We start from the raw sequence: 20,779 nt of genomic DNA on the forward strand, positions 1-20,779 counted from the left end.
TGACGCTTAGAGGGCTGCCGCGCCGGTTTCACCGGTGCGGATGCGGGTGACGGCCAGCAGGTCGAGCACGAAGATCTTGCCGTCGCCGATGCGGCCAGTCTGGGCGCTGTCGCGGATGGCAGTGGAAACAGCGTCGGCGATGGCGTCGTCGACCGCAATCTCAACCTTGAGCTTGGGCAGGAAGTGCACGGCATATTCCGTGCCGCGGTAGATTTCCGAATGGCCCTTCTGGCGGCCGTAGCCCTTCACTTCGGTGACGGTCATGCCGTGCACATCGAGCGAGTTGAGAGCCTGGCGAACCTCTTCGAGGCGTGACGGCTTAATAATTGCGATCACCAGTTTCATGTGTGCCCCTTTTCAGCTTGGCGCTTGGTCTGGATAGGCCCAGTAGACTCAAGAGCCGTGCCAAGTTGCACCGACATAAAATTGTCTTGAATAACAACATGTTAGAATCTGGTGGTAGGCAGAGCCCCGTCCGTGAGCTGTATTCTGCCTATTTATCAGGCACATTGTTCAAAGCGTGTGCGATATTAAGGCAAAGCTGTGGCAGTAGACAGCGGCCCCACCAGCCCCCGCGACATAGCGGCACGAGGCCCGTTCGAGCACGCCGATCCGCTTGGCAGGCGCAGCCGATGGGCGTAGGGGTCGAACCGTCAGATGGAGATGGCCATGCAGCCCGAGATGCCGCAGCAGAATTCGTTCGATGTCATCATTGTGGGCGGCGGTCACGTCGGCCTGACCCTGGCCCTGGCGCTGGTGCAGTCGGCGCGGGGCATCAGGGTGGCGCTGGTCGACCGGCGCCCGCTGGAAGTGCCGCGCGACAATCGCGCCTCGGCCATCGCCGCCGGCGTGCGCCGGGTGTTCGAGGCACTGGGCGCCTGGCCGCAGATGCTGGACGAGAGCCAGGCCATCACCGCCATGCGCATCACCGATTCGGGCACGGGTGACATCGCCCGGCCGCTGTTTCTGACCTTTGAGGGCGAGGTTGCCCCTGGCGAGGCCTTCGCCCATATGGTGCCCAACCAGACCAGCGCCCGGGCGCTGCTGGCGCGGCTCGGCGACCAGACGACGGTCATCGCCCCGGCCGAAGTGGCCAGCTATAGCGCCGATGGCACCTGTGCGCGTCTGGTGCTGGCGGATGGCCGCGTGCTGACCGCGCCGCTGCTGGTGGCGGCCGATGGCGCCCGCTCCATGCTGCGCGGCATGGCCGGCATTGAGGTGATCGCCAGCGACTATGGCCAGACCGGGCTCGTCGCCACCATCGGCCATGCGCTGCCGCATGATGGCGTGGCCTATGAGCATTTCCGCCCCGCCGGGCCCTTTGCCAGCCTGCCGCTGCCCGGCCAGCGCTCCTCGCTGGTGTGGACCGAGCGGGCCGACGAGGCCAAGCGCCTCCTCGCCCTCGACAATGCCGCCCTGGCGCTGGAGATCGAGGCGGCCATGGGGTCGTCGCTGGGCGCGGTGACGCTGGAAGACCAGTTGGCCGGCTTTCCGCTGCGGCTACAGATCGCACGCAGCTTCATTGCCCCGCGCCTGGCGCTGATCGGCGATGCTGCCCATGTGGTGCATCCCATTTCCGGCCAGGGGCTCAACCTGGGCCTCAAGGACGTCGCGGCGCTGGCTGAAGTCGTGGTGTCGGCCATCCGCCTGGGGCTCGACCATGGCAGCGTCGATGTGCTGGAGCGCTACCAGGCCTGGCGCCGGCTTGATGTCGCCAGCATGGCGGCGATGACCGATACGCTCAACCGGCTGTTCTCCAATGATCTGGCGCCGGTGCGCGCGCTGCGCGACTTTGGCCTGGGCCTGGTGGATCGCACCGGACCGGTCAAAAATGCGCTGATCCGCACGGCGGCGGGCCTCTCGGCCGGCGGACCGCGCCTCCTCAACGGTTTGCCGATCTAGGCCTCGTCGTTCCGGGGCGTTGCCTGGCGCGGGGTGCCGCCGGCATCGAGGTCCGGCAGGTGGCGCAGGGTTTGTGGATCGACATTGCGCGCCTCGTCCAGCGCCAGCAGGGGCACGCCCTTGACGATGGGAAAGGCCAGACGCGCCGCCACCGAGATCAGCTCGCTGCGGTCGGCCGACAGCACCAGCCGCGTCTTGGTGAGCGGGCAGACCAGCATTTCGAGCGTCTTGATGTCAAAGACATGTCGCGGCTCGGGCGGGGGCGCCGGCGTGGTCATCAGTTGAGCGGCGTCGCGCTGCCGCCGGCCCCGCGCGCCATTTCATATTCGGTCATGGCGATCAGCGTCTCGGCGCGCTGCTCCAAGGTTGCGGCTTCGAGCAGCACCTGCTTTTCAGCCGGGCCATAGGGGCCGACCATGCAGCAGAAATTGACCAGCTCGGCGGTGCCGGTGCGTTCGATCTCGTCCCAGTTGAGCTCGATATTGGCGAATTCGGCATAGTCGCGCATCATCTTGACGAAGCGCTCGCGGTCCACCGCATCCTCGCCATAGGCCCGGGTGAAATCGGTGGCGAATTCCTCGGCCGAGATGGTGCCCTGGCGATAGGGCGTCATCACTGTCAGCTCATGGGTGAGGCGGAACCGCGTCACCCCTTCGAGAATGATGAAGTAGCGGCCCTCGCCGCTTTCCTCGAAATGGGTGATGCGGCCCAGGCAGCCGATGGGCTGCAGGGCGCCGGGCGCGCGCGGGCTTTCCTCGGAAGTGTCCTCGGGCTGGATCAGGCCAATGAGCCGGTCGCCGCGCAGGGCAGCGTCGACCATGTCGATATAGCGCGGCTCAAACACATTGAGTGGGCGGTGCGAAAAGGGCAGCAGCAGCGCCCCCGACAACGGGAACACCGGCACCGATCGGGGCAGGTCTGCCGGAGACGTGGGGCGCTTGAGCATGGCTGGCTTCCTTAGGAGAACAGCGCCGCCGAGAGCAGGCGGCGGCCCTTGAGCGTGGCAGGGTCCTTGGGACCCCAGGCATCGAAGAATTCGAGCAGCTTCTTGCGCGCGCCGTCCTCGTTCCAGCTGCGGTCGCGCTTGAACAGGGTCACCAGGGCTTCGGCCGCCTCGACACGCTTACCTTCGGCATTGAGGGCCAGCGCAAGATCATAACGCGCCTGATGGTCATCTGGATTGGTGGCCAGCGCAGTTTCGAGCGCCGAGGTCTCGCTGACATTGGCCGCTTCGTCCGCCAGGCGCACCGAATTGGAGACGCGGGTATAGGCCTCGCCCTTGCGTTCGGCCTCGGGCACCAGATCGAGCATGGCCTTGGCCTGGTCGGCTTCGCCGGCGGTGAGATAGACCTGGGCCAGCCCGATCAGGGCGGGGGCGTTCTCGGGCTGGTGCTGCAGCACCATGCCATAGATCTGGGCGGCAGCGCCCAGGTCGCCGGCGGTCTGGGCTTCGGTGGCGGCGGCCAGGGCGTCGGCAATCTGGTCTTCCAGGGAGCCACGGGCCGGCGGGGCGGGCGGCGCAGCGGCGATCACCTTGTCGGCGAAGCGGCGCACCTCGCCCTCGGGCATGGCGCCCATGAAGCCATCGACCGGGCGGCCGCCGGCAAAGGCAAACACCGCCGGAATGGACTGTACGCCGAGCTGGCCGGCAATCTGGGGATGCTCGTCGATATTGATCTTGATCAGCCGAATCGCCCCGGCCTTCTCCTTGACCACTTTCTCCAGCGACGGGGTCAGCTGGCGGCAGGGCCCGCACCAGGGGGCCCAGAAGTCGACCAGTACGGGTTGTTCGAGCGAGGCGTCGATCACATCGACCTTGAACGCGGAATCGCTGGAGTCCTTGATCAGTGCGCCGGCCGGGGTGGCCCCTGGGGTGGCGGGGGCAATGTCGTTGAACGGGGAAGACATGGCGAAAAGGCCCTTGCAGCTAGGCAAAATGACAATGTTGCGGGCCTTTCTTGCGCCCGCAAACGGCGGTGTGACAAGCCCCACAATCCACAGAGCAACACGAAGATGACGTTCACGTCAAAATGTGGGTTGCATTCGGGCAAGTGATTGGGCATATAGCGCCTCGTCGCCGCCAAACAAGACTGTGGCGCTGACAAATGGAGTGCGGGTGTAGCTCAGGGGTAGAGCATAACCTTGCCAAGGTTAGGGTCGAGGGTTCGAATCCCTTCGCCCGCTCCAATCTTCTCCTTCGCAAGAGAAGACACGATGAAAAGGCCAGGCATTCGTGCCTGGCCTTTCGTTTTTTCCGGCATGCGCTACCGCGCTGCGCCGCCTCTCAGGCCGAGAGGCGGACGGGTTCGGCCTGATTATGGCCCGGGGCAGGCAGGCGCAGCGCCGCCACCAGAGCCCGATATTCCTGGCGCGCATTGACATGGGACATCGAGGGCGCGCCGCCCAGCATGGCCGCGTCGAGCGGATCAAACACCGTCATGCCGATGGAAAACAGCGAGCGGAAGATCACCCGCTCGGCAATGCCGTCGGCCACCCGGCAGCCCAGCCGCGCGGCGACACGATCAATGGTGGTCTGCACCTGGCTGGCATTGCGCGAGCCCAGGTTGGAGATGCGGTTGCGCACCAATACCCAGTCGATGCTGCGACCTTCGGTCGCCAGGCGCTCGGCTCGGGCCTTCTGCACATTGCGCGAATAGGGGCTGGTTTCGATGGGTTCGCCGCTGACGGCGTCGACGTGAGCCAGCACGTCGAGGTCAATCATGCTGTCGTTGACCGGGGTCACCAGCGTATCGGCAAAGCCATGCGCCAGCCGCGCCAGATTGCCGTCAAAGCCGGGGGTATCGATCACGATAATGTCGGTGCTGTCGCGCAGCTCGGTCAGCGCGCGGGTGAAGATGTCGCGCTCGGCGCGTTGATTCTCGGAAATCGAATCGCCCCAGGCGGTGGGCAGATGCACATGGCGCGGCATGGGCGCGTCGCGGCCCGTGGCATCGACAGTGGCGCGGCGGTTGCGCACATAGCGGGTCAGCGTCTGCTGGCGACTGTCGACGTCGATGGTGGCGACGCGATGGCCCAGATGCAGCAGGTAGATGGCCAGGTGCAGCGCCGTGGTCGACTTGCCCGAACCGCCCTTTTCATTGCCCACGGCAATGATATGCGCGCCGTTTCCACCCATGTCCGTCACTCCAAATCAGGGAATGGTTCCCCCTGATCCATGAAGTGTCCGCATGGTTAACAAAGGCCTAAGAGGCGCACCCCGGGCCGGGTGCTGCCCGGGGTTTTCGACCGATTCGCGTCCGCTTACGGCAGGGTGTGGCCGGCGGTGGTGAACAGGCGATACCATTCCTCGCGCGTCAGGGTCACGTCAGAACCTGCGGCCGAATCGCGGACGCGGCCGGGATTGGTGGTGCCCAGCACCACCTGGATATTGGCGGGATGGCGGGTGATCCAGGCCACGGCGATGCCGGTGGGCGTGACGCCATATTTCTTGGCCAGTGCATCGATGGCGTCGTTGAGCTCGGGGAAATTGACCCTGTCGCCCAGGAACACGCCGTCGAAAAAGCCCTTCTGGAAGGGCGACCAGGCCTGCAGCATCATTTTGTTGATGCGCGAATAGTCGAGCAGGCCATTGTCGCGGCTGATCGACTGGTCGAGGCCGGCCATATTGGCCGCCACGCCCTGGGCGATCAGTGGTGCATGGGTGATGGAGAGCTGCACCTGATTGGCCACCAGCGGCTGGGTCACGGCAGTCTTGAGCAGCTCGATCTGACCCGGCGTCTGGTTGGAGACGCCGAAATGGCGCACCTTGCCGGAGGCGGCCAGCTTGTCGAAGGCGGCCGCGACCTCCTCGGGCTCCACCAGCGTATCGGGCCGGTGCAGCAGCAGCAGGTCGAGATAGTCGGTGCGCAGCGCCTTGAGCGAGCCATCGACGGAATTGAGGATATGCTCGGCTGAGAAGTCGAAATAGCCCTTGCGGATGCCGGCCTTGGACTGGATGAACACCGCCTCGCGCTCGGCAGCGCTGAGGCGAATGGCCTCGCCAAAGCGGGCCTCGCAGGCATGGCGCTCGCCGCCATAGATATCGGCGTGATCGAAAGTGTCGATGCCGGCCTCACGCGCGGCGCCGAACAGCGCCTGCACGTCGGAATCGCTCATCTTGACGATGCGCATGAGGCCCAGCACGACGCTGGAGAGGACGCGATCGGTATGGGGCAGGCTAAAAGTCTTCATGGATGAGTATTCCGGAATCACGGGCTGAAAGGCGCTGTTATGTTAACGCTAACATAGCGCAACGGCGATCACCTCTTTTGGCCGTTCGAGAGTGAAGACTACTTGGCTTTCGCGACGGGCTTGGCTGGCTTGGGACGGGCGGCTGATCTAGCCTTGATGCGGATCGCGCCACCTTGGGGATGCTCGACGTCAAACGCATTGGCGCCACGAACAAGATCGCTGAGCTTGCGATAGCCATAGGTTCTGGGGTCGAAGTCGGAGGCTAGGTTGGCAAGCTGGTTGCCGACCGCGCCCAGCGCCACCCAGCCGTCGTCACTGTCCATCTGGGCGACAATGGTGCTGATGATCTTTGCCGCAGCCGAAACGGGCTGCAGCGGCGGCGTGGCCGGTTCGCCTGCGCTCGCAATCGGCTGCGGGATCAGATTTTCCGTATAGACGAAGCGCCGACAGGCCTGACGAAAGCTCTCGGGGGTCTTCTGCTCGCCAAAGCCATAGACTTCCACGCCATGCTCTCGAATGCGGGCCGCCAGCCGTGTGAAGTCGCTATCCGAGGACACTAGGCAAAATCCGTCGAAACGGCCGCTGTGGAGCAGGTCCATGGCGTCAATGACCAGGGTGATGTCGGAGGCATTCTTGCCTGTCGTATAGGCGAACTGCTGTTGCGGAATGATGGCGTGGCGGGCCAGCACATCCGTCCAGCCCTTGGAGCGAGGACTGGAGAAGTCTCCATAGATGCGCCGCACACTGGCTTCGCCCAGTTTGGCGATCTCCTGGAAGAGACCGTCGACGATCTTTGCCGAGGTGTTGTCAGCGTCGATGAGAACGGCGAGACGTGGCGAACGTGGCTCCGATGGCATCGGTCTCTTCTCCTGGCCCAAGCGGAGTATGGCACGCCATCATACTGCTGCGGGCGAATTTTCTCCCAGCGTGCGCACCAGCTCGGCGACCGCTGCCGCCCCGGCGCGATTGGCGCCAATGGTGGAGGCCGAAGGGCCATAGCCGACCAGGTGGATACGGGGGTCCCGGGCGACCTGGGTGGCCAGCCGCCCGGTCATGGTGATGCCGCCCGAGGGCTCGCGCAGGTCCAGCGGCGCCAGATGGTCGAGCGCGCTGCGAAAGCCGGTGCACCATAGGATGACATCGACATCAAGCGTGGTGCCATCGGCCCAGCGCACCCCTGTGGGGGTGATGGCATCGAACATGGGTTGCCGATTGAGCACGCCACGCTGCTGCATGGCGGCAATGGCTGGCGTCATGGGCAGGCCGGTGACCGAGACCACCGAATTGGGCGGCAGGCCGGCGCGCACGCGCTCTTCCACCAGGCGGACGGCGGCGCGCCCGGCCTCTTCGTCGAACGGCCCCTCGCGAAAGCGTGGCGGCGTGCGGGTCACCCAAGTGGTGCGAGTCACCATCGAGATCTGGTCGAGTAGCTGGATGGCCGAGATACCACCGCCCACGATCAACACATGTTGGCCGGCGAAGTCTTCGGCCGTGTGGAAGTCATGGGTGTGCAGTTGTCGCCCGGCAAAGCTGTCGCGGCCGGGATAGTCGGGAATATAGGGCTTTTCCCAGGTGCCGGTGGCGTTGATGATGCCGCGGGCCGAGAGCAGGCCGCGATCACTCTCGATGCGCAGGCGGTCGCCGCGGTTGCAGACGAGACGCACCGTGGTGGGCCGCTGCACGGCGAGGGCAAAGCGCTCCTCATAGGCGGCAAAATAGTCTGGCACCGCCACCGAAGCCAGCACGCTGGCATCATCCCCTGCCCGCTCGGCAAAGCTCATGCCGGGCAGGTCATGGACGCGGTTGACGGTGGTCAGGGTCAGCGAGGGCCAGCGGTATTGCCAGGCGCCGCCGGGCCGCGGCGCGGCGTCCAGAATGGTGAAATCGCGCTCGGGCTCAAGGCCGAGGCGCTTGAGGTGATAGCCGGCGCTCAGACCCGCCTGGCCAGCGCCGATCACTACGATATCGCGCTTGAGGGCCATGCGCACGGCCGATGGATGGTCTGTCACGCCGCGCTCCTGCCGGTCAGGCGCTCATGTTGGTACACGAGCGCCCAAAGGCAAGGCCTGACGTCGGCTCAGATGACGTCGCCCTCGGCATTGAACAGATGCAGGCGGGCCGGATCGATATGGGCCGCCACCATGGTGCCCAGGGCCACGCTGCGCTGGCCTTCGAGCACGATGTTGATCGGCTGGTTGTCGGCCGTGGTGGCGTAGATCACTGTCTGGCCGCCCAGGCTCTCGACCAGGTCGACGCGGACATCGGCCAGCTTGACGCCGCTGCCTTCGGCCAAAGTGATGTGCTCGGGGCGCACGCCCAGCGTCGTCGTGCCGGCGACGGCGCGGCCGAGTTCAAGGCTGCCCCCGGCGACATTGACCTTGCTGCCATCGGCGCTGGCGGTGAGGAAATTCATCTTGGGCGAGCCGATGAAGCCGGCCACGAAGAGGTTCTTGGGACTGTTATAGAGCTCGAGCGGGGCGCCGACCTGTTCGATCACGCCGGCGCGCAGCACGACGATCTTGTCGGCCATGGTCATGGCCTCGACCTGGTCATGCGTCACATAGATCATGGTATTGCCGAGATCATTGTGCAGCTTGGCGATCTCGACGCGCATCTGCACGCGCAGCTCGGCATCCAGGTTGGACAGGGGTTCGTCGAACAGGAAGATGCGCGGCTCGCGCACGATGGCGCGGCCGATGGCCACGCGCTGGCGCTGGCCGCCCGAAAGCTGCTTGGGCTTGCGCTGCAGCAGCGGCTCGATCTTGAGGATGGCGGCCGCCTTAGCGACGCGCTGGGCGATCTCGGCCTTGGGCATCTTGGCCGTCTCGAGGCCGAAAGCCAGGTTCTGATAGACATTCATATGCGGGTAGAGCGCATAGCTCTGGAACACCATGGCGATGCCGCGGCGGGCCGCCGGCACTTCGTTCATGCGCTCGCTATCGATCAGCAGTTCGCCGCCGGTGATCGGCTCGAGCCCGGCGATCATGCGCAGCAGGGTTGACTTGCCACAGCCCGAGGGGCCGACGAAGACGGTGAATTCGCCGGGGTTGATGGTCAGGTCGATGCCATGGACGACCTTCACCTCCCCGTAGGATTTGACGATCTTGCGCAGTTCGATGTTGGTCGCCATGGCTGAACTCCTATGCCGTCCGGAACTGGGCCGGGACCCAGCTCTGGTAGAGGGGATGGTCGGTGCCAAGCGGCAGCACCACATCGGTGCCCGTGCTGGACGAGTGGTAGAAGGCGGTCACCAGCTCCAGGGAGCGGCGCGAATCGGCCGATGTCACCGGCAGCGGCCGGGTGCCAACCAGCGCGCCGTGGAAGCGCTCCATCTGGGTCTGGAAGCGCGAGGGAACATGCTTCCAGTCCTTGAGCAGGGCGTCGATGGCGGCCTTGGTCGCCTCGTTGCGCGGCTGGATCTTCCAGAGCTTTTCGCCGGGATTATAGGCGGCATGGTCGCTCTCGATCATCACATTCTCAAAGACCAGGCGAATGCGGGTGGTGTCGTCGGCGGCGCCGAGCGTGGCGGTGAGGCTCGCCAGCGCGCCGCTCTTGAGCAGCACGGAGGCCGAAATGGTGTCTTCCACTTCGATGGGATTGACGCGGGTGGCCACGCGGCCAAACACGCGGTCGATATCGCCCATCAGATAGGTGAACATGTCGTGGGGATGGATGGCATGGCCCATCAGCACGCCGCCCAGTTCGGTCGCCCATTTGCCGCGCCAGGGCACGGCATAATAGTCGGCGTCGCGGCGCCAGAAGGTTTCCACCGTCGCGGCAAAGGGCTTGCCGGCCAGGCCCGCGTCGATCACGGCCTTGGCCTGTTCGATGCCATCGCCAAAGCGATACTGGAACACTGGCATCAGCTTGCCGCTGGACTGCTTTTCAGCGGCCATGACTTCGTCGATCTGGGCGAGCGAGCCAACGAGCGGCTTTTCGCAGATCACATGTTTGCCGGCCTTGAGCGCGGCCAGCACCATGGGATGGTGCAGCATGGGCGGGGTGCAGACGTCGATGACGTCGATATCGGCCATGCTCAGCAGCGAGTCGAAATCGGTGGTGCGGCGCTCAATGCCGAACTCATCGCCCACGGCGGCCATGCGCTCCTGGTTGAGGTCGCACAGGGCCAGCACCTTAAACTTGTCGGCATTGGGGACATAGCCCTCAACGATATGGCTGCGGCCGATGCCGACACCCACGACGGCGACGTTGAAAATCCGGCTCACTGGGCCCACTCCGTACCAATTTCGGCCATCTGCTGGGCGGTCAGCGCCAGCTTCATGGCATTAAAGCAACGCTCCTGCGGCATGGCCGTCTGGGTGCGGTTGCGCACGTCATCGAGGAACTGGCGCCCAAAGGGCAGATCGACCTGCGAGCAGTCGATATGGCGCGGGCCATTCTGGTTGACGATGAAGAGGTGTTCCTCGCCGGGGCGGCCGGCGATGTCGATATATTTGCGCAGCTCGATGTAGCCCTCGGTGCCCAGAATGGTCAGGCGCCCGTCGCCCCAGGTGGGCAGGCCCGTGGGGGTGAACCAGTCGACGCGGATATAGCCCGAGGTGTTGGCGGTCTTGAGATGCACATCGCCGACGTCCTGCAGGCCCGGCTTGTCGGGATGGCCGCGGTTGGCGACGCTGGCGGAGACGACATCGGCATCCATGGCATCGGAGAAGAACAGGAACTGCTCGAACTGGTGGCTGGCGATATCGCACAGGATGCCGCCGTAGCGCTGACGGGTGAAGAACCATTCCGGCCGGTTGTTGAGGCGCAGCGAATGCGGCCCGAGGCCAACGGTATTGATCACCTTGCCGATGGCGCCCTGGGCCACCAGATTGCCGGCCTCGACGGCAGCGCGCACCTCGAAATGTTCGGAATAGAGCACGCCATAAATGCGGCCGGTCTCGGCCTGCACGCGCTTGATCTCGTCGAGCTGGGCAAAGGTGGTCATGCCCGGCTTGTCGGAGAGGACGTCCTTGCCATGCTGCATGGCCGCGATGGAAATGGCAGCGCGGTCGCCTGGAATGGCGGCGGTGGTGATCACTGAGATCGAGGAGTCTTCGAGGATTTCCCGCGGGTCGGCAACGCGGCGCGCCTCGGGAAACTTGGCCGAAAAGGCCGCGGCCAGGTCATCCTCGATGGCATGGAAGGCGACAAACTGGGCGCCGGCGCGCTTGAGGCAGTCCACCTGGCCATAGATATGGGCGTGGTTGATGCCGATGGCGGCAAATTTGATGTCGGTCATAGGTCTAGCGTTTCATACCGGTGGTGGCGATGCCCTCGATGAGCATGCGCTGGAAGAACAGGAAGAACAGGAAGATCGGCACGAGGCTGAGCACACTCATGGCGAACAATCCGCCGAAGTCGCTTTCGCCGGTACTGTCGGTGAAGGTGCGCAGGCCCAACATGACCGTGTAGGACTTCATCTCGCTCAGATAGATCAGCGGCCCGAAGAAATCGTCCCAGGTCCAGATGAAGGTGAAGATGGCGGCCGTGGCCAAAACGGGCGTCGACAGTGGCAGGATGATCTTCCAATAGATGCGCCAGGGCGAGCAGCCGTCCATCTGGGCGGCCTCGTCGAGCTCCTTGGGCAGGCCGCGGAAGAACTGCACCATCAGGAAGATGAAGAAGCCATCGGCGGCCAGGAACTTGGGCACCACCAGGGGCAGGAAGGTATTGACCCAGCCGAGCTGGCGGAACAGCACATATTGCGGGATGAGCGTGACCTGATAGGGCAGCATCAGCGTCATCAGCATCATGGCGAACCAGAAGTTCTTGCCACGGAATTCGAGGCGGGCAAAGGCATAGGCGGCCATGGAACAGGCCATGACATTGCCGATCACCGACAGGCCCGAGATGATGAAGCTGTTGAGGTAGAAGGTGCCAAAGCCGGTGCGCAGCCCGTTCCAGCCGCGGATGTAGGAATCCAGGCTCCAAGACGACGGGATGATGCTGGCTGAGGTGAAGATCTCGTTTTCAGGACGGAACGAGGCCGCCAGCAGCCAGAGCAGCGGATAAAGCATGCAGATGGAGGCCGCCAGCAGCGCCACATGCACCAAAATGGTGGTGATGCGCTTGCGGGTGGGCGACACGGCGCCGGTGACCACCGTCAGTCGGGCGGAAGCATCACTCATCGTAGTGCACCCAATATTTCGAGGTCAGGAAGGAGAAGGCGGTGAACACGCTCACCAGCGCCAGCAGCACCCAGGCCAGGGCCGAGGCATAGCCCATGCGGAAGAAGCCAAAGGCCTCCTGGTAGAGATAGAGCGTATAGAACAGCGTCGAATTGATCGGATTGCCCGTGCCGCCGGAGATGATGAAGGCCGGGGTGAAGCTCTTGAAGGCCTCGATGGTCTGGATGATGGCGTTGAAGAACACCACCGGGGTCAGCAGCGGCAGGGTGATCTTGACGAACTGCCGCCATTTGCTGGCGCCGTCGAGACTGGCCGCCTCATACATGTCCTGCGGAATTTGGCGTAGGCCGGCCAGGAAGATGATCATGGGCGAACCGAACTGCCAGATCGACAGGATGATCAGCGTCCACAGCGAGGTCTTGGGGTTGGAGATCCAGCTCGGGCCCATGATGCCCACCATGGCGAGCAGCTTGTTGATCAGGCCGTCGCTGGCAAAGATCTGGCGCCACAGGATGGCGATGGCGACCGATGCGCCCAACAGGCTCGGTAGATAGAACAGTGCACGATAGAGCGGCAGGCCGCGGATGCCACGGTTGAGCAGCATGGCCACCGCCAGGGCAAAGGCCAGCTTGAGCGGGACCGAAAACACCACAAAGAACATGGTGACCCGCATGGACGCCCAGAACTTGGGGTCGTTGGAGAACATGCGGATGTAGTTGTTGGCCCCGACCCAGTCGGGCGAGGTCAACAGATCGAAATCGGTGAAGCTGAGGTAGAACGAGGTGATCATCGGGCCGATGGTCAGCCCGAGGAAACCGATCAGCCAGGGCAGCAGGAACAGATAGCCCGGGGCATCATTGTGCCAGATCCGAGCCCAAAGCGACGGAGTGGTGGCCGCGCGCTCCCCTGCGGGAGCGCCCGATTGAAGAGAGCGCGCGGTCATGTCTTAGGCTCGGCTGAGGATGTCGTTGGCGCCGCTGATCAGCTCGGCACCAGCCTGTTCGGGCGTCTTGGCGCCAAAACCGACTTCCTGGCCGAGGGTCCGGATCAGGGAGGCGTCGATTTCACCAGCCGAGGCCGGCGGCGGCGGCGGCAGCGGGCCAAGCAGATCGCCCAGGTTGGACACGAAGTTCAGAGCAACCTGGCTCTGTTCGTCGAGCGTGGGGGCAACCACTTCGCGGGTGGCGGGCAGGCAGGGAATGCCGCGCTCGACGCCCAGGATTTTGGCCGCTTCCGGATCGGAGATGAAGAAGTTCAGGAACTCGGCGGCCTTTTCCTTGTTGGCGGAGGTGCCGCCCAGCGAGAAGAACATCGAGGGCTTGCGGTAGTGACCGCCGCCAACGCCGGCTGCCACGCGCGGGAAGCCGTTCATGCCCAGCTTGTCCTGCATCAGGGTCTGGAAGGCCACGAGCTGGTTGGAGTTGGACGGGATCATGGCCGCCTTGCCCAGCACGAGCATGGTGGTTTCCAGCGGACCGGTGTCGAGCGCCTGGTCTTCAGCCGACACGCAATAGCCGGCTTCGCGGAACTTGGCCCACATGGTGTACCATTCCACGGCATCGGCCTCTTCGAACGCCAGCTTGCCGTCGGCGGTGTAGAGGTCCTTGCCCTTCTGGCGGAGCCAGTTCTGCAGCATGGGCTCGGAATAGGAGCCGTCCATGATGGCCTTCATGCCGCCACGGATGTTGGCAGCCTTGAAGGCCTCGCCAACGGCCATCAGGTCGTCATAGGTCCAGGCATTGGTGAGCGGAGCGACACCAGCTTCTTCAAAAGCCGCCACGTTGTAGATCATGGCCACCGAGTTGGCGCCCAGGGAAATGCCATAGAGCTTGCCATCGACCTTGCCGCCTTCGAGCTGGTCGGCGTCGAAGCTGTCGAGCTTGAGGGCGCCGCCAACGAATTCGTCCAGGGGGGCGATGGCGTTGCGCTTGGCGTATTCAACGATATAGCGATAGTCCATCTGCACCACGTCGGGGGCATTGCCGCCGGCGGTCTGGGTGGCCAGCTTAGGCCAGTAGTCGTTCCAGGCGAGGAATTCACCCTCAACGGCGGTGCCATTGGCCTTGGTATAGAGGTCGGTCACACCATAGGTGCGGTCGGCGCGGGCCTGGCCGCCCCAGAACAGCAGGCGCAGGCTGTCGGACTGGGCCCAGGCCGGCATGACGCCAGCGGCGCCGGCGGCAACCATGGCGGTGCTGCCCATCAGGAACTGGCGGCGATCGATACGAATTGTCATAAGGTTTCCTCCCATGAACGTGTGCATTCCGCTGCGGGGAATGCGGATTGACCAGCAGCCTCCCGCTGCTAAGTCACTAATCGGTTACATAGTCCTGCAAGCACACCGTCTTGTCCAGAGCGGTGTTTCGCGTTTTTTGCGGTTTTTTCAGTCCGGCAATTCCGCAAATAACCGACTGGTTACGACATAGCACACTGGTTTGACGGCGCGCAATCGACTTGTATGGAAGATTGACGACGTCGTGAACGCTCCGGGTGCGCCTGGTCTTTTGCGGGTCTTGATCGTCTCCCTGTCAGTCTCCGCCGGGCCTGTTGCGACGACCGGTGGATGGTGCTTGCGCCGCCCTTGCCAGGCGATCTTGCGTTGCAGCGGCAAGATTGGACCAGGCTGGACCAAAAGAAAAATACGAAATATCGTGCGAGATATAGATGAAATCTATAGGAGACGCGATGGACAAGCTGTTGACCCAGTTCCTGGCCGTGGCCGAGGCCGGCACGATCAGCGGGGCGGCGACGACGCTGTTCATCACCCAGCCGACGCTGACCTTCAACATGCGCAAGCTGGAAGAGACCATGGGCGTGCCCCTGCTCACCCGCTCGGGGCGCGGGGTGACGCTCACCGCCTATGGCGAAACGCTCTACCAGAATGCCCGGCTGATGCAGAGGCTCTATGACAATACGCTCAAGGCCATTGCCGAACAGCAGGGGCGGATCGAGCAAGGGCTCAATATCGGCACCGGCTATTCGTGGTGGACGCTGTTCATCCGCGACATGGTGGTGGACTATTCGCGCAGTTTCGCCAATGCCCGGGTGCATGTGAGCCTGGGCAACCAGCTGCGCCTGATGGACCAGCTGTTGAGCGGCGATATCTCGGTGTTTGTCGGCCATGAGATCGAGGGGCTGAACCGCAGCACTGGCGCGCGTTTCATCCCGCTGGCGCAGGTGGAACATGGCTATTTCGTGCGGGCCGGCCATCCGCTGCTCGATGCGCCGCGCAGCATCGAGGAGATCGAGGCCTATCCGGCTGTCACCAGCGCCCTGCCCGAGGCACGCCACCAGCGCTTCTTTGAGACCTGGAGCCGCACCACCACGGCCGGCGCGCGCTTTGACCAGGGCAAATATGCCTTTGCCTCCAACTCCCTGGCTGCCTGCGTCGACTATGTGGCGCGCACCGACGCGGTGATCAACCATACGGCGGTGATGGATGCCGATTTCACCCGGCGCGGCCTGCAGCGGGTCACGGTGACCGAGGCGACCCGCGCCAGCCGGGTGGGGCTCTATGTGCTGGATGAGCGCGCCGACGAGCCACGCGTGGTTGAGCTGATCGGCTGGCTCAAGGGCGCCGCCAGCGCCGCGCTGCCCGCTGGCCCCGAGGGCTAGACCGGCCGTGTGCGCAGATAGTCGAGCACCATCTGCACCGCCTGGGCCTCGCGCTCCTGCACCATGTCGATGCCGCTGAGGTCGCGGGCGAAGATCACCGAGAGCGTGGCCATGTTGGACACGTAGAAAAAGCCCAGCGCGGCGATGGAAATATAGAGCTGCACCGGATCGACATCGCGGCGGAACACGCCGGCATCGGCGCCGCGCTCGACAATGGTGGTGATCTGCCCGACCAGGGGCGAATGCAGCGCCTGGATATCGGGCATGGTCTTGAGGAAGCGGGCGTTCTCGATGTTCTCGGTGTTGAGCAGGCGCGGGAACCAGGGATTGGCCAGGAAATGCCGGAAGGTGAAGCGCACCAGCCGGTCCATGGCCTCCACGGCGCCATATTGATCCAGGCTCAGCGCCCGCTCGCCGCGGCGGATCTCCTGATAGGCATCGAGGAGGACCGCCCGGTAGAGCTCCTCCTTATTGCCGAAATAATGGTAGAGCAGCCGCTTGTTGGCCCCGGCCAGCGCGGCAATGGCGTCCACCCGCGCCCCCTCGAAGCCGCGCTCGGCGAATTCGGCGCGGCCGGCCTCCAGGATTTCTGCCTTGGTGCGGGCGCTGTCGCGCGACCGCTTGCTCGCGGCAGCGTCGGCCGTGGCCCGGGTGCGGGCTTTCGGCTTGCTGCTGCCCGCTGGCGATGGATCAGGCTCGGTCACAATGGCTCCGCCACGGTTGCGGCAGGGATCGGTCCCGCCTGCAAATTGAGATAGCAGCCCCTTGCCGCAGGGTAAAGAACGGGTCGGTGAGTTTGCCCCGCTCATCGGCGGGACGTGGCCGTGCCGGCTCGCAGCCCCAAGTCCCCCGTTCTGCAAACGCTTGCCACAAATCCTGCGCTGCCGGCTTGACGGGATATCGCCGCAGCGTGTAGCTAAGTAACTAATCAGTTACACGCGAGCGAGCGTAGGGAGGTTCTGCAATGGCGGATAGACGTCTTGGCCTGATCATGCACGGGGTCACCGGCCGCATGGGCTATAACCAGCATCTGGTGCGGTCGATCCTGGCGATCCGCGATCAGGGTGGCATTGCCCTCAGCAATGGCGACCGGCTGGTGGTGGACCCCATCATCGTGGGTCGCGACGCCGACAAGATCGAGCGCCTGGCCAAAAAGCACGACATCAAGCGCTGGAGCAGCGATCTCGATGCCGCGCTGGCCAATCCCGAAGACAGTGTGTTCTTTGACGCCGGCACGACGCTGATGCGCGCATCGCTGATCGAGAAGGCGCTGGCCGCCGGCAAGCATGTCTATTGCGAAAAGCCGACCAGCGATTCCCTCGAGGTCGCCGTCAACCTGGCCAAGACCGCCCGCGCCTCGGGCCTCAAGCATGGCGTGGTGCAGGACAAGCTGTTTCTGCCCGGCCTGATGAAGCTCAAGATGCTGCGCGACTCCGGCTTTTTCGGCGAGATCCTGTCGGTGCGCGGCGAGTTCGGCTATTGGGTGTTCGAGGGCGACTGGCAGCCGGCGCAGCGCCCGAGCTGGAACTATCGCAAGGCCGATGGCGGCGGCATTATCCTGGATATGCTGTGCCACTGGCGCTACGTGCTCGATAATCTCTTCGGTGAGGTCAAGGCCGTCTCCTGCCTGGGCGCCACCCATATTCCGAGCCGCGTCGACGAAAAGGGCAATCGCTATACAGCCGATACCGATGACGCCGCCTACGCCACCTTCGAGCTCGAGGGCGGCGTGATCGCCCAGATCAATTCGAGCTGGACCACCCGCGTGCGCCGCGATGATCTGGTCACCTTCCATGTCGATGGCACGCATGGCTCGGCCGTTGCCGGGCTGCACAAATGCTGGACGCAGCATCGCGTCAATACGCCCAAGCCGGTGTGGAACCCCGACCAGCCGCAGACCATGAACTTCTTTGCAGATTGGGAAGAAGTGCCGGACAATTGGCCGGCGCAGAATGGCTTTAAGGCGCAGTGGGAAATGTTCCTGCGCCATGTGGCTGAGGATGCGCCGTGGGAATATGGCCTGGAAGCCGGCGCAAAGGGTGTGCAGCTGGCCGAGCTGGGCCTTCAGAGCTGGGCCGAGCGCCGCTGGCTCGACGTGCCGAAACTGCAGTTCTGACACACACAGTGCATGGCACAATCTAGCCCACCCACGGTGTCACCCCGGCCTTGAGCCGGGGCCCATCCTGAGATGGTTCCGCAGACCGCCAGATCGAACCACCTCGCGGCAGTGGCGAAATCTCGAGATGGATCCCGGCTCAGGGCCGGGATGACATCGCGTTTTGGTGAGACTTTGAGGAAGTCGAACATGACCACCATTCGCCTGCCCAATGCCGATCGCTCCATCACCCCCTATGGGTTGACCGGGACGCCCATTCCCTTCGTCCAGCACAAGGCGAGCGACTTCAATCGCATTGCCTATGCAGCGGCCCATGTGGTGGCCGATCCGCTGGCCAGCAATGATCCCTGGCTGACCCCGGCGATCGACTGGGACACGACGCTGAAATTCCGTCATCGGTTGTGGGATCTGGGCCTGGGCGTTGCCGAGGCCATGGATACCGCCCAGCGCGGCATGGGCCTGGGCTGGGCCGAGGCGCAGGAGCTGATCCGCCGCGCCCAGGCTGAGGCCCGCACGCGCGACGATAGCCTGATCGCCTATGGTGCCGGCACCGATCACCTGATGCCCGGCCCCGATGTCACCATCGATGCGATCATCGCCGCCTATGAAGAACAGGTCGGCTTTGTCGAGGGCCAGGGCGGCCGCGTCATCCTGATGGCCAGCCGCGCGTTGGCGGCTGCGGCCAGGACGCCGGATGACTATGCCAAGGTCTATGGCCGCATTCTCAGCCAGGTCAAACAGCCGGTGATCATGCACTGGCTGGGCGAAATGTTCGATCCGGCCCTGGCCGGCTATTGGGGGAAAGCCGATCACGACGCGGCCATGGATGTGTGTCTGGACGTCATCGCCGCCCATGCCGACAAGGTCGACGGCATCAAGATTTCGCTGCTCTCGGCCGAAAAAGAGATCGCCATGCGCCGGCGCCTGCCGGCCTCGGTCAAGATGTATACAGGCGACGACTTCAACTACGCCGAGCTGATCGCCGGCGATGCGCAGGGCTATAGCCATGCCCTGCTCGGCATTTTCGACGCCATTGCCCCGGCCGCCTCGGCGGGCCTGGCAGCCCTGGGCAAGGGCGACACCCAGGCATTCCACGCCGTGCTCGAACCCACGGTGGCCCTCAGCCGGCATATCTTTGCCGCCCCGACCCGCTTCTACAAGACCGGCGTGGTGTTCCTGGCCTATCTCAATGGCTTGCAGGACCATTTCAGCATGATCGGCGGTCAGCAGTCGACACGCTCGATCCAGCATCTGGCCGAGCTGTTCCGCCTTGCCGACCAGGCCGGCGTGCTGGGCGATCCGGATCTGGCTGTCCAGCGCATGCAGGCGGTGCTTAGCGTCAATGGAGTGGCAGCATGATCCCGGAAGGTTCCAGTTGCGCCTCCCTCCCCCTTGAGGGGAGGGACCGAGGGAGGGGGTGGTGCGGTGATTCACAGATAGACCCCCACCCCCAATCCCCTCCCCTCAGGGGGGAGGGGAGCCCCACACCGAGGGCCTACACATGACTGAACGCAAAATTTCGCTTAATCTCGCCACCACCCGCCAGGCCTGGGGCTTCAAGGAGGCGGTCGAGGGGTGCCTGCGCGCCGATATCACCGCCATTTCGCCCTGGCGCGACCAGATCGCGGCTATCGGGCTCAATGAGGCCGCACGCATCGTGCGGGACAACAAGCTGCAGGTCACCGGCGTGTGCCGGGGCGGCATGTTCCCGGCAGAGACGGCGGCAGGGCGGCAGGCGCAGATCGACGATAATCTGCGCGCCATCGACGAGGCCGCCGCGCTCAATGCCGATTGCCTGGTGCTGGTGGTCGGCGGCTTGCCGGGGTCATCGAAGGATTTGCCGGGCGCCCGGCAGATGGTCACCGATGGCATTGCGGCCATGCTGCCCCATGCCAAGGCCAGTGGCGTCAAAATCGCCATCGAGCCGCTGCACCCCATGTATGCGGCCGACCGGGCCTGCGTGAACACCATCGATCAGGCGCTCGATATCTGCGAAATGCTGGGCGAGACGGTGGGCGTGGCCATCGACGTCTATCATGTGTGGTGGGACCCCAGGCTGGCCCAAGCCATTGCCCGGGCCGGGCGGATGAACCGCATCTTTGCCCATCACATCTGCGACTGGCTGGTGCCCACCAAAGACATGCTGCTTGATCGCGGCATGATGGGCGATGGCGTCATCGACCTGCCCGCCATCCGCAAGATGATCGAGGATGCCGGCTTTTTCGGCCCGCAGGAGGTTGAGATTTTCAGCCAGGACAATTGGTGGAAGCGCGACGGCGACGAGGTGCTCGCCGTGATCAAGCAGCGCGTCGCCACGGTCTGCTAGATACCTAACGCCCCACGCAGGAAAAGCAGGACCCCCGGCCATGACCGGGGGTTCTGTTATGTCAGTCGGCTCAACGCGTCGATCAGACGCGCTTGAACACCAGCGTCTGGCACAGGATCGCAGCACGGCAGCCCTGGATTTCCACCTGATCGGCGCTGACCTGGGTGATGGTGGCCTGGGCCACGCTGCCATTGAGCTCAACGGTGCCCTTCCACTGGTTGTCGGAGACCTGTTCGGCCTTCACCACCTGCTTTTGCACCAGAGCGAGGTTTTCCTTGGTGCGCGACTGGCCCTGGATATCGAGCAGCACGCCGCACAGATCGGTGCCCGAACCACAGGGCGAGAATTTGAACGCCGTGCCATAGGAATCCTTGAACTGGCCGGTCGGCACGGTTTTGCTATCGGCATAGCCTGGCGCAATGCTGGCTGCGCACAGCAGGCCGACAACAAGGCTGGTCTTGAAGAAATGCATGTTCGGTCTCCACGGTCGACAGCGCC

The 20,779-nt window shown here is 64.2% G+C and carries 21 protein-coding genes and 1 tRNA gene; 6 read left to right on the forward strand and 16 right to left on the reverse strand.

The annotated features are described in order from the left end of the window. Nucleotides 1-6 precede the first annotated feature (6 nt). Nucleotides 7-345 carry a P-II family nitrogen regulator gene (locus E8M79_RS02615; RefSeq protein WP_137150367.1) on the reverse strand — a complete coding sequence of 113 codons (339 nt, stop codon included), beginning with the start codon at nt 343-345 and terminating at the stop codon, nt 7-9. A gap of 324 nt (nt 346-669) precedes the next feature. On the opposite strand from E8M79_RS02615, the gene E8M79_RS02620 reads away from it, so the two are divergent. Further along, on the forward strand, nt 670-1,902 hold the full coding sequence (locus E8M79_RS02620; protein WP_248304870.1) for an FAD-dependent monooxygenase: 1,233 nt from the start codon (nt 670-672) through the stop codon (nt 1,900-1,902). Here E8M79_RS02620 and E8M79_RS02625 read toward each other — a convergent pair. From E8M79_RS02625 to E8M79_RS02635, 3 genes are read right to left on the reverse strand one after another with little or no spacing between them, the layout of a single operon-like run. Beyond that, nucleotides 1,899-2,180 (reverse strand): Trm112 family protein, encoded by a 282-nt coding sequence (locus E8M79_RS02625; RefSeq protein WP_137150368.1) that lies wholly within the window; start codon nt 2,178-2,180, stop codon nt 1,899-1,901. The two genes, E8M79_RS02620 and E8M79_RS02625, sit on opposite strands and share 4 nt — an antisense overlap. Continuing rightward, on the reverse strand, nt 2,180-2,848 hold the full coding sequence (locus tag E8M79_RS02630) for an LON peptidase substrate-binding domain-containing protein (RefSeq protein ID WP_137150369.1): 669 nt from the start codon (nt 2,846-2,848) through the stop codon (nt 2,180-2,182). The genes E8M79_RS02625 and E8M79_RS02630 overlap by 1 nt, the downstream gene beginning before the upstream one ends. 11 nt (nt 2,849-2,859) lie before the next feature. Then, a complete protein-coding gene (locus E8M79_RS02635) occupies nt 2,860-3,810 on the reverse strand; it encodes a co-chaperone YbbN (RefSeq protein ID WP_137150370.1) in 951 nt (316 codons plus the stop codon). A gap of 204 nt (nt 3,811-4,014) precedes the next feature. Here E8M79_RS02635 and E8M79_RS02640 point away from each other — a divergent pair. After that, nucleotides 4,015-4,089: transfer RNA gene (locus E8M79_RS02640), tRNA-Gly, on the forward strand. A gap of 97 nt (nt 4,090-4,186) precedes the next feature. Here the strand turns inward: E8M79_RS02640 and E8M79_RS02645 are convergent. The 10 genes from E8M79_RS02645 to E8M79_RS02690 form a co-directional block, all read right to left on the reverse strand. Next, the gene (locus tag E8M79_RS02645) at nt 4,187-5,038 is read right to left on the reverse strand and encodes a division plane positioning ATPase MipZ (RefSeq protein WP_137150371.1); all 852 of its coding nucleotides are present in this window, start codon (nt 5,036-5,038) and stop codon (nt 4,187-4,189) included. 125 nt (nt 5,039-5,163) lie between these two features. Beyond that, complete coding sequence (locus tag E8M79_RS02650) at nt 5,164-6,093, reverse strand: aldo/keto reductase (protein ID WP_137150372.1); 930 nt, start codon at nt 6,091-6,093, stop codon at nt 5,164-5,166. 98 nt (nt 6,094-6,191) lie between these two features. Continuing rightward, nucleotides 6,192-6,950: an NYN domain-containing protein gene (locus E8M79_RS02655; protein WP_137150373.1), complete on the reverse strand. Its 759-nt coding sequence runs from the start codon at nt 6,948-6,950 to the stop codon at nt 6,192-6,194. Between the two features lie 39 nt (nt 6,951-6,989). Continuing rightward, nucleotides 6,990-8,102 (reverse strand): NAD(P)-binding domain-containing protein, encoded by a 1,113-nt coding sequence (locus tag E8M79_RS02660; protein ID WP_349236034.1) that lies wholly within the window; start codon nt 8,100-8,102, stop codon nt 6,990-6,992. Nucleotides 8,103-8,170: 68 nt separating this feature from the next. Further along, complete coding sequence (gene ugpC, locus E8M79_RS02665) at nt 8,171-9,223, reverse strand: sn-glycerol-3-phosphate ABC transporter ATP-binding protein UgpC (protein ID WP_137150374.1); 1,053 nt, start codon at nt 9,221-9,223, stop codon at nt 8,171-8,173. Between the two features lie 10 nt (nt 9,224-9,233). Next, a complete protein-coding gene (locus E8M79_RS02670; RefSeq protein WP_137150375.1) occupies nt 9,234-10,319 on the reverse strand; it encodes a Gfo/Idh/MocA family oxidoreductase in 1,086 nt (361 codons plus the stop codon). Continuing rightward, complete coding sequence (locus E8M79_RS02675; RefSeq protein ID WP_137150376.1) at nt 10,316-11,335, reverse strand: Gfo/Idh/MocA family oxidoreductase; 1,020 nt, start codon at nt 11,333-11,335, stop codon at nt 10,316-10,318. The genes E8M79_RS02670 and E8M79_RS02675 overlap by 4 nt, the downstream gene beginning before the upstream one ends. A gap of 4 nt (nt 11,336-11,339) precedes the next feature. Further along, nucleotides 11,340-12,113 carry a carbohydrate ABC transporter permease gene (locus E8M79_RS02680; RefSeq protein ID WP_248304898.1) on the reverse strand — a complete coding sequence of 258 codons (774 nt, stop codon included), beginning with the start codon at nt 12,111-12,113 and terminating at the stop codon, nt 11,340-11,342. A gap of 103 nt (nt 12,114-12,216) precedes the next feature. Continuing rightward, nucleotides 12,217-13,167, reverse strand: a complete 951-nt coding sequence (locus tag E8M79_RS02685; RefSeq protein ID WP_137150378.1) for a sugar ABC transporter permease — start codon at nt 13,165-13,167, stop codon at nt 12,217-12,219. A 3-nt stretch (nt 13,168-13,170) separates the two neighbouring features. After that, the gene (locus E8M79_RS02690) at nt 13,171-14,460 is read right to left on the reverse strand and encodes an extracellular solute-binding protein (protein WP_137150379.1); all 1,290 of its coding nucleotides are present in this window, start codon (nt 14,458-14,460) and stop codon (nt 13,171-13,173) included. A gap of 449 nt (nt 14,461-14,909) precedes the next feature. Between E8M79_RS02690 and E8M79_RS02695 the strand changes: the two genes are divergently transcribed. Continuing rightward, nucleotides 14,910-15,839, forward strand: a complete 930-nt coding sequence (locus E8M79_RS02695; RefSeq protein WP_171015676.1) for a LysR family transcriptional regulator — start codon at nt 14,910-14,912, stop codon at nt 15,837-15,839. Here E8M79_RS02695 and E8M79_RS02700 read toward each other — a convergent pair. Then, nucleotides 15,836-16,543, reverse strand: coding sequence for a TetR/AcrR family transcriptional regulator (locus E8M79_RS02700; RefSeq protein ID WP_248304871.1), 708 nt, complete (start codon nt 16,541-16,543; stop codon nt 15,836-15,838). The genes E8M79_RS02695 and E8M79_RS02700 overlap by 4 nt on opposite strands. A 260-nt stretch (nt 16,544-16,803) precedes the next feature. On the opposite strand from E8M79_RS02700, the gene E8M79_RS02705 reads away from it, so the two are divergent. From E8M79_RS02705 to E8M79_RS02715, 3 genes are all read left to right on the forward strand, one after another. Next, entirely contained in the window at nt 16,804-17,955 is a 1,152-nt protein-coding gene (locus E8M79_RS02705) for a Gfo/Idh/MocA family oxidoreductase (protein ID WP_137150382.1), read from the forward strand. A gap of 189 nt (nt 17,956-18,144) precedes the next feature. Beyond that, nucleotides 18,145-19,314: a dihydrodipicolinate synthase family protein gene (locus tag E8M79_RS02710; protein ID WP_137150383.1), complete on the forward strand. Its 1,170-nt coding sequence runs from the start codon at nt 18,145-18,147 to the stop codon at nt 19,312-19,314. Between the two features lie 142 nt (nt 19,315-19,456). Beyond that, nucleotides 19,457-20,281, forward strand: a complete 825-nt coding sequence (locus E8M79_RS02715; protein ID WP_137150384.1) for a sugar phosphate isomerase/epimerase family protein — start codon at nt 19,457-19,459, stop codon at nt 20,279-20,281. Between the two features lie 82 nt (nt 20,282-20,363). On the opposite strand, the gene E8M79_RS02720 is transcribed toward E8M79_RS02715, so the two are convergent. Beyond that, a complete protein-coding gene (locus E8M79_RS02720) occupies nt 20,364-20,753 on the reverse strand; it encodes a hypothetical protein (RefSeq protein WP_137150385.1) in 390 nt (129 codons plus the stop codon). Between the last annotated feature and the right edge of the window lie 26 nt (nt 20,754-20,779).

The sequence above is a fragment of the Devosia sp. FKR38 genome, from assembly GCF_005222805.1.
Classification (GTDB): Bacteria; Pseudomonadota; Alphaproteobacteria; order Rhizobiales; family Devosiaceae; genus Devosia.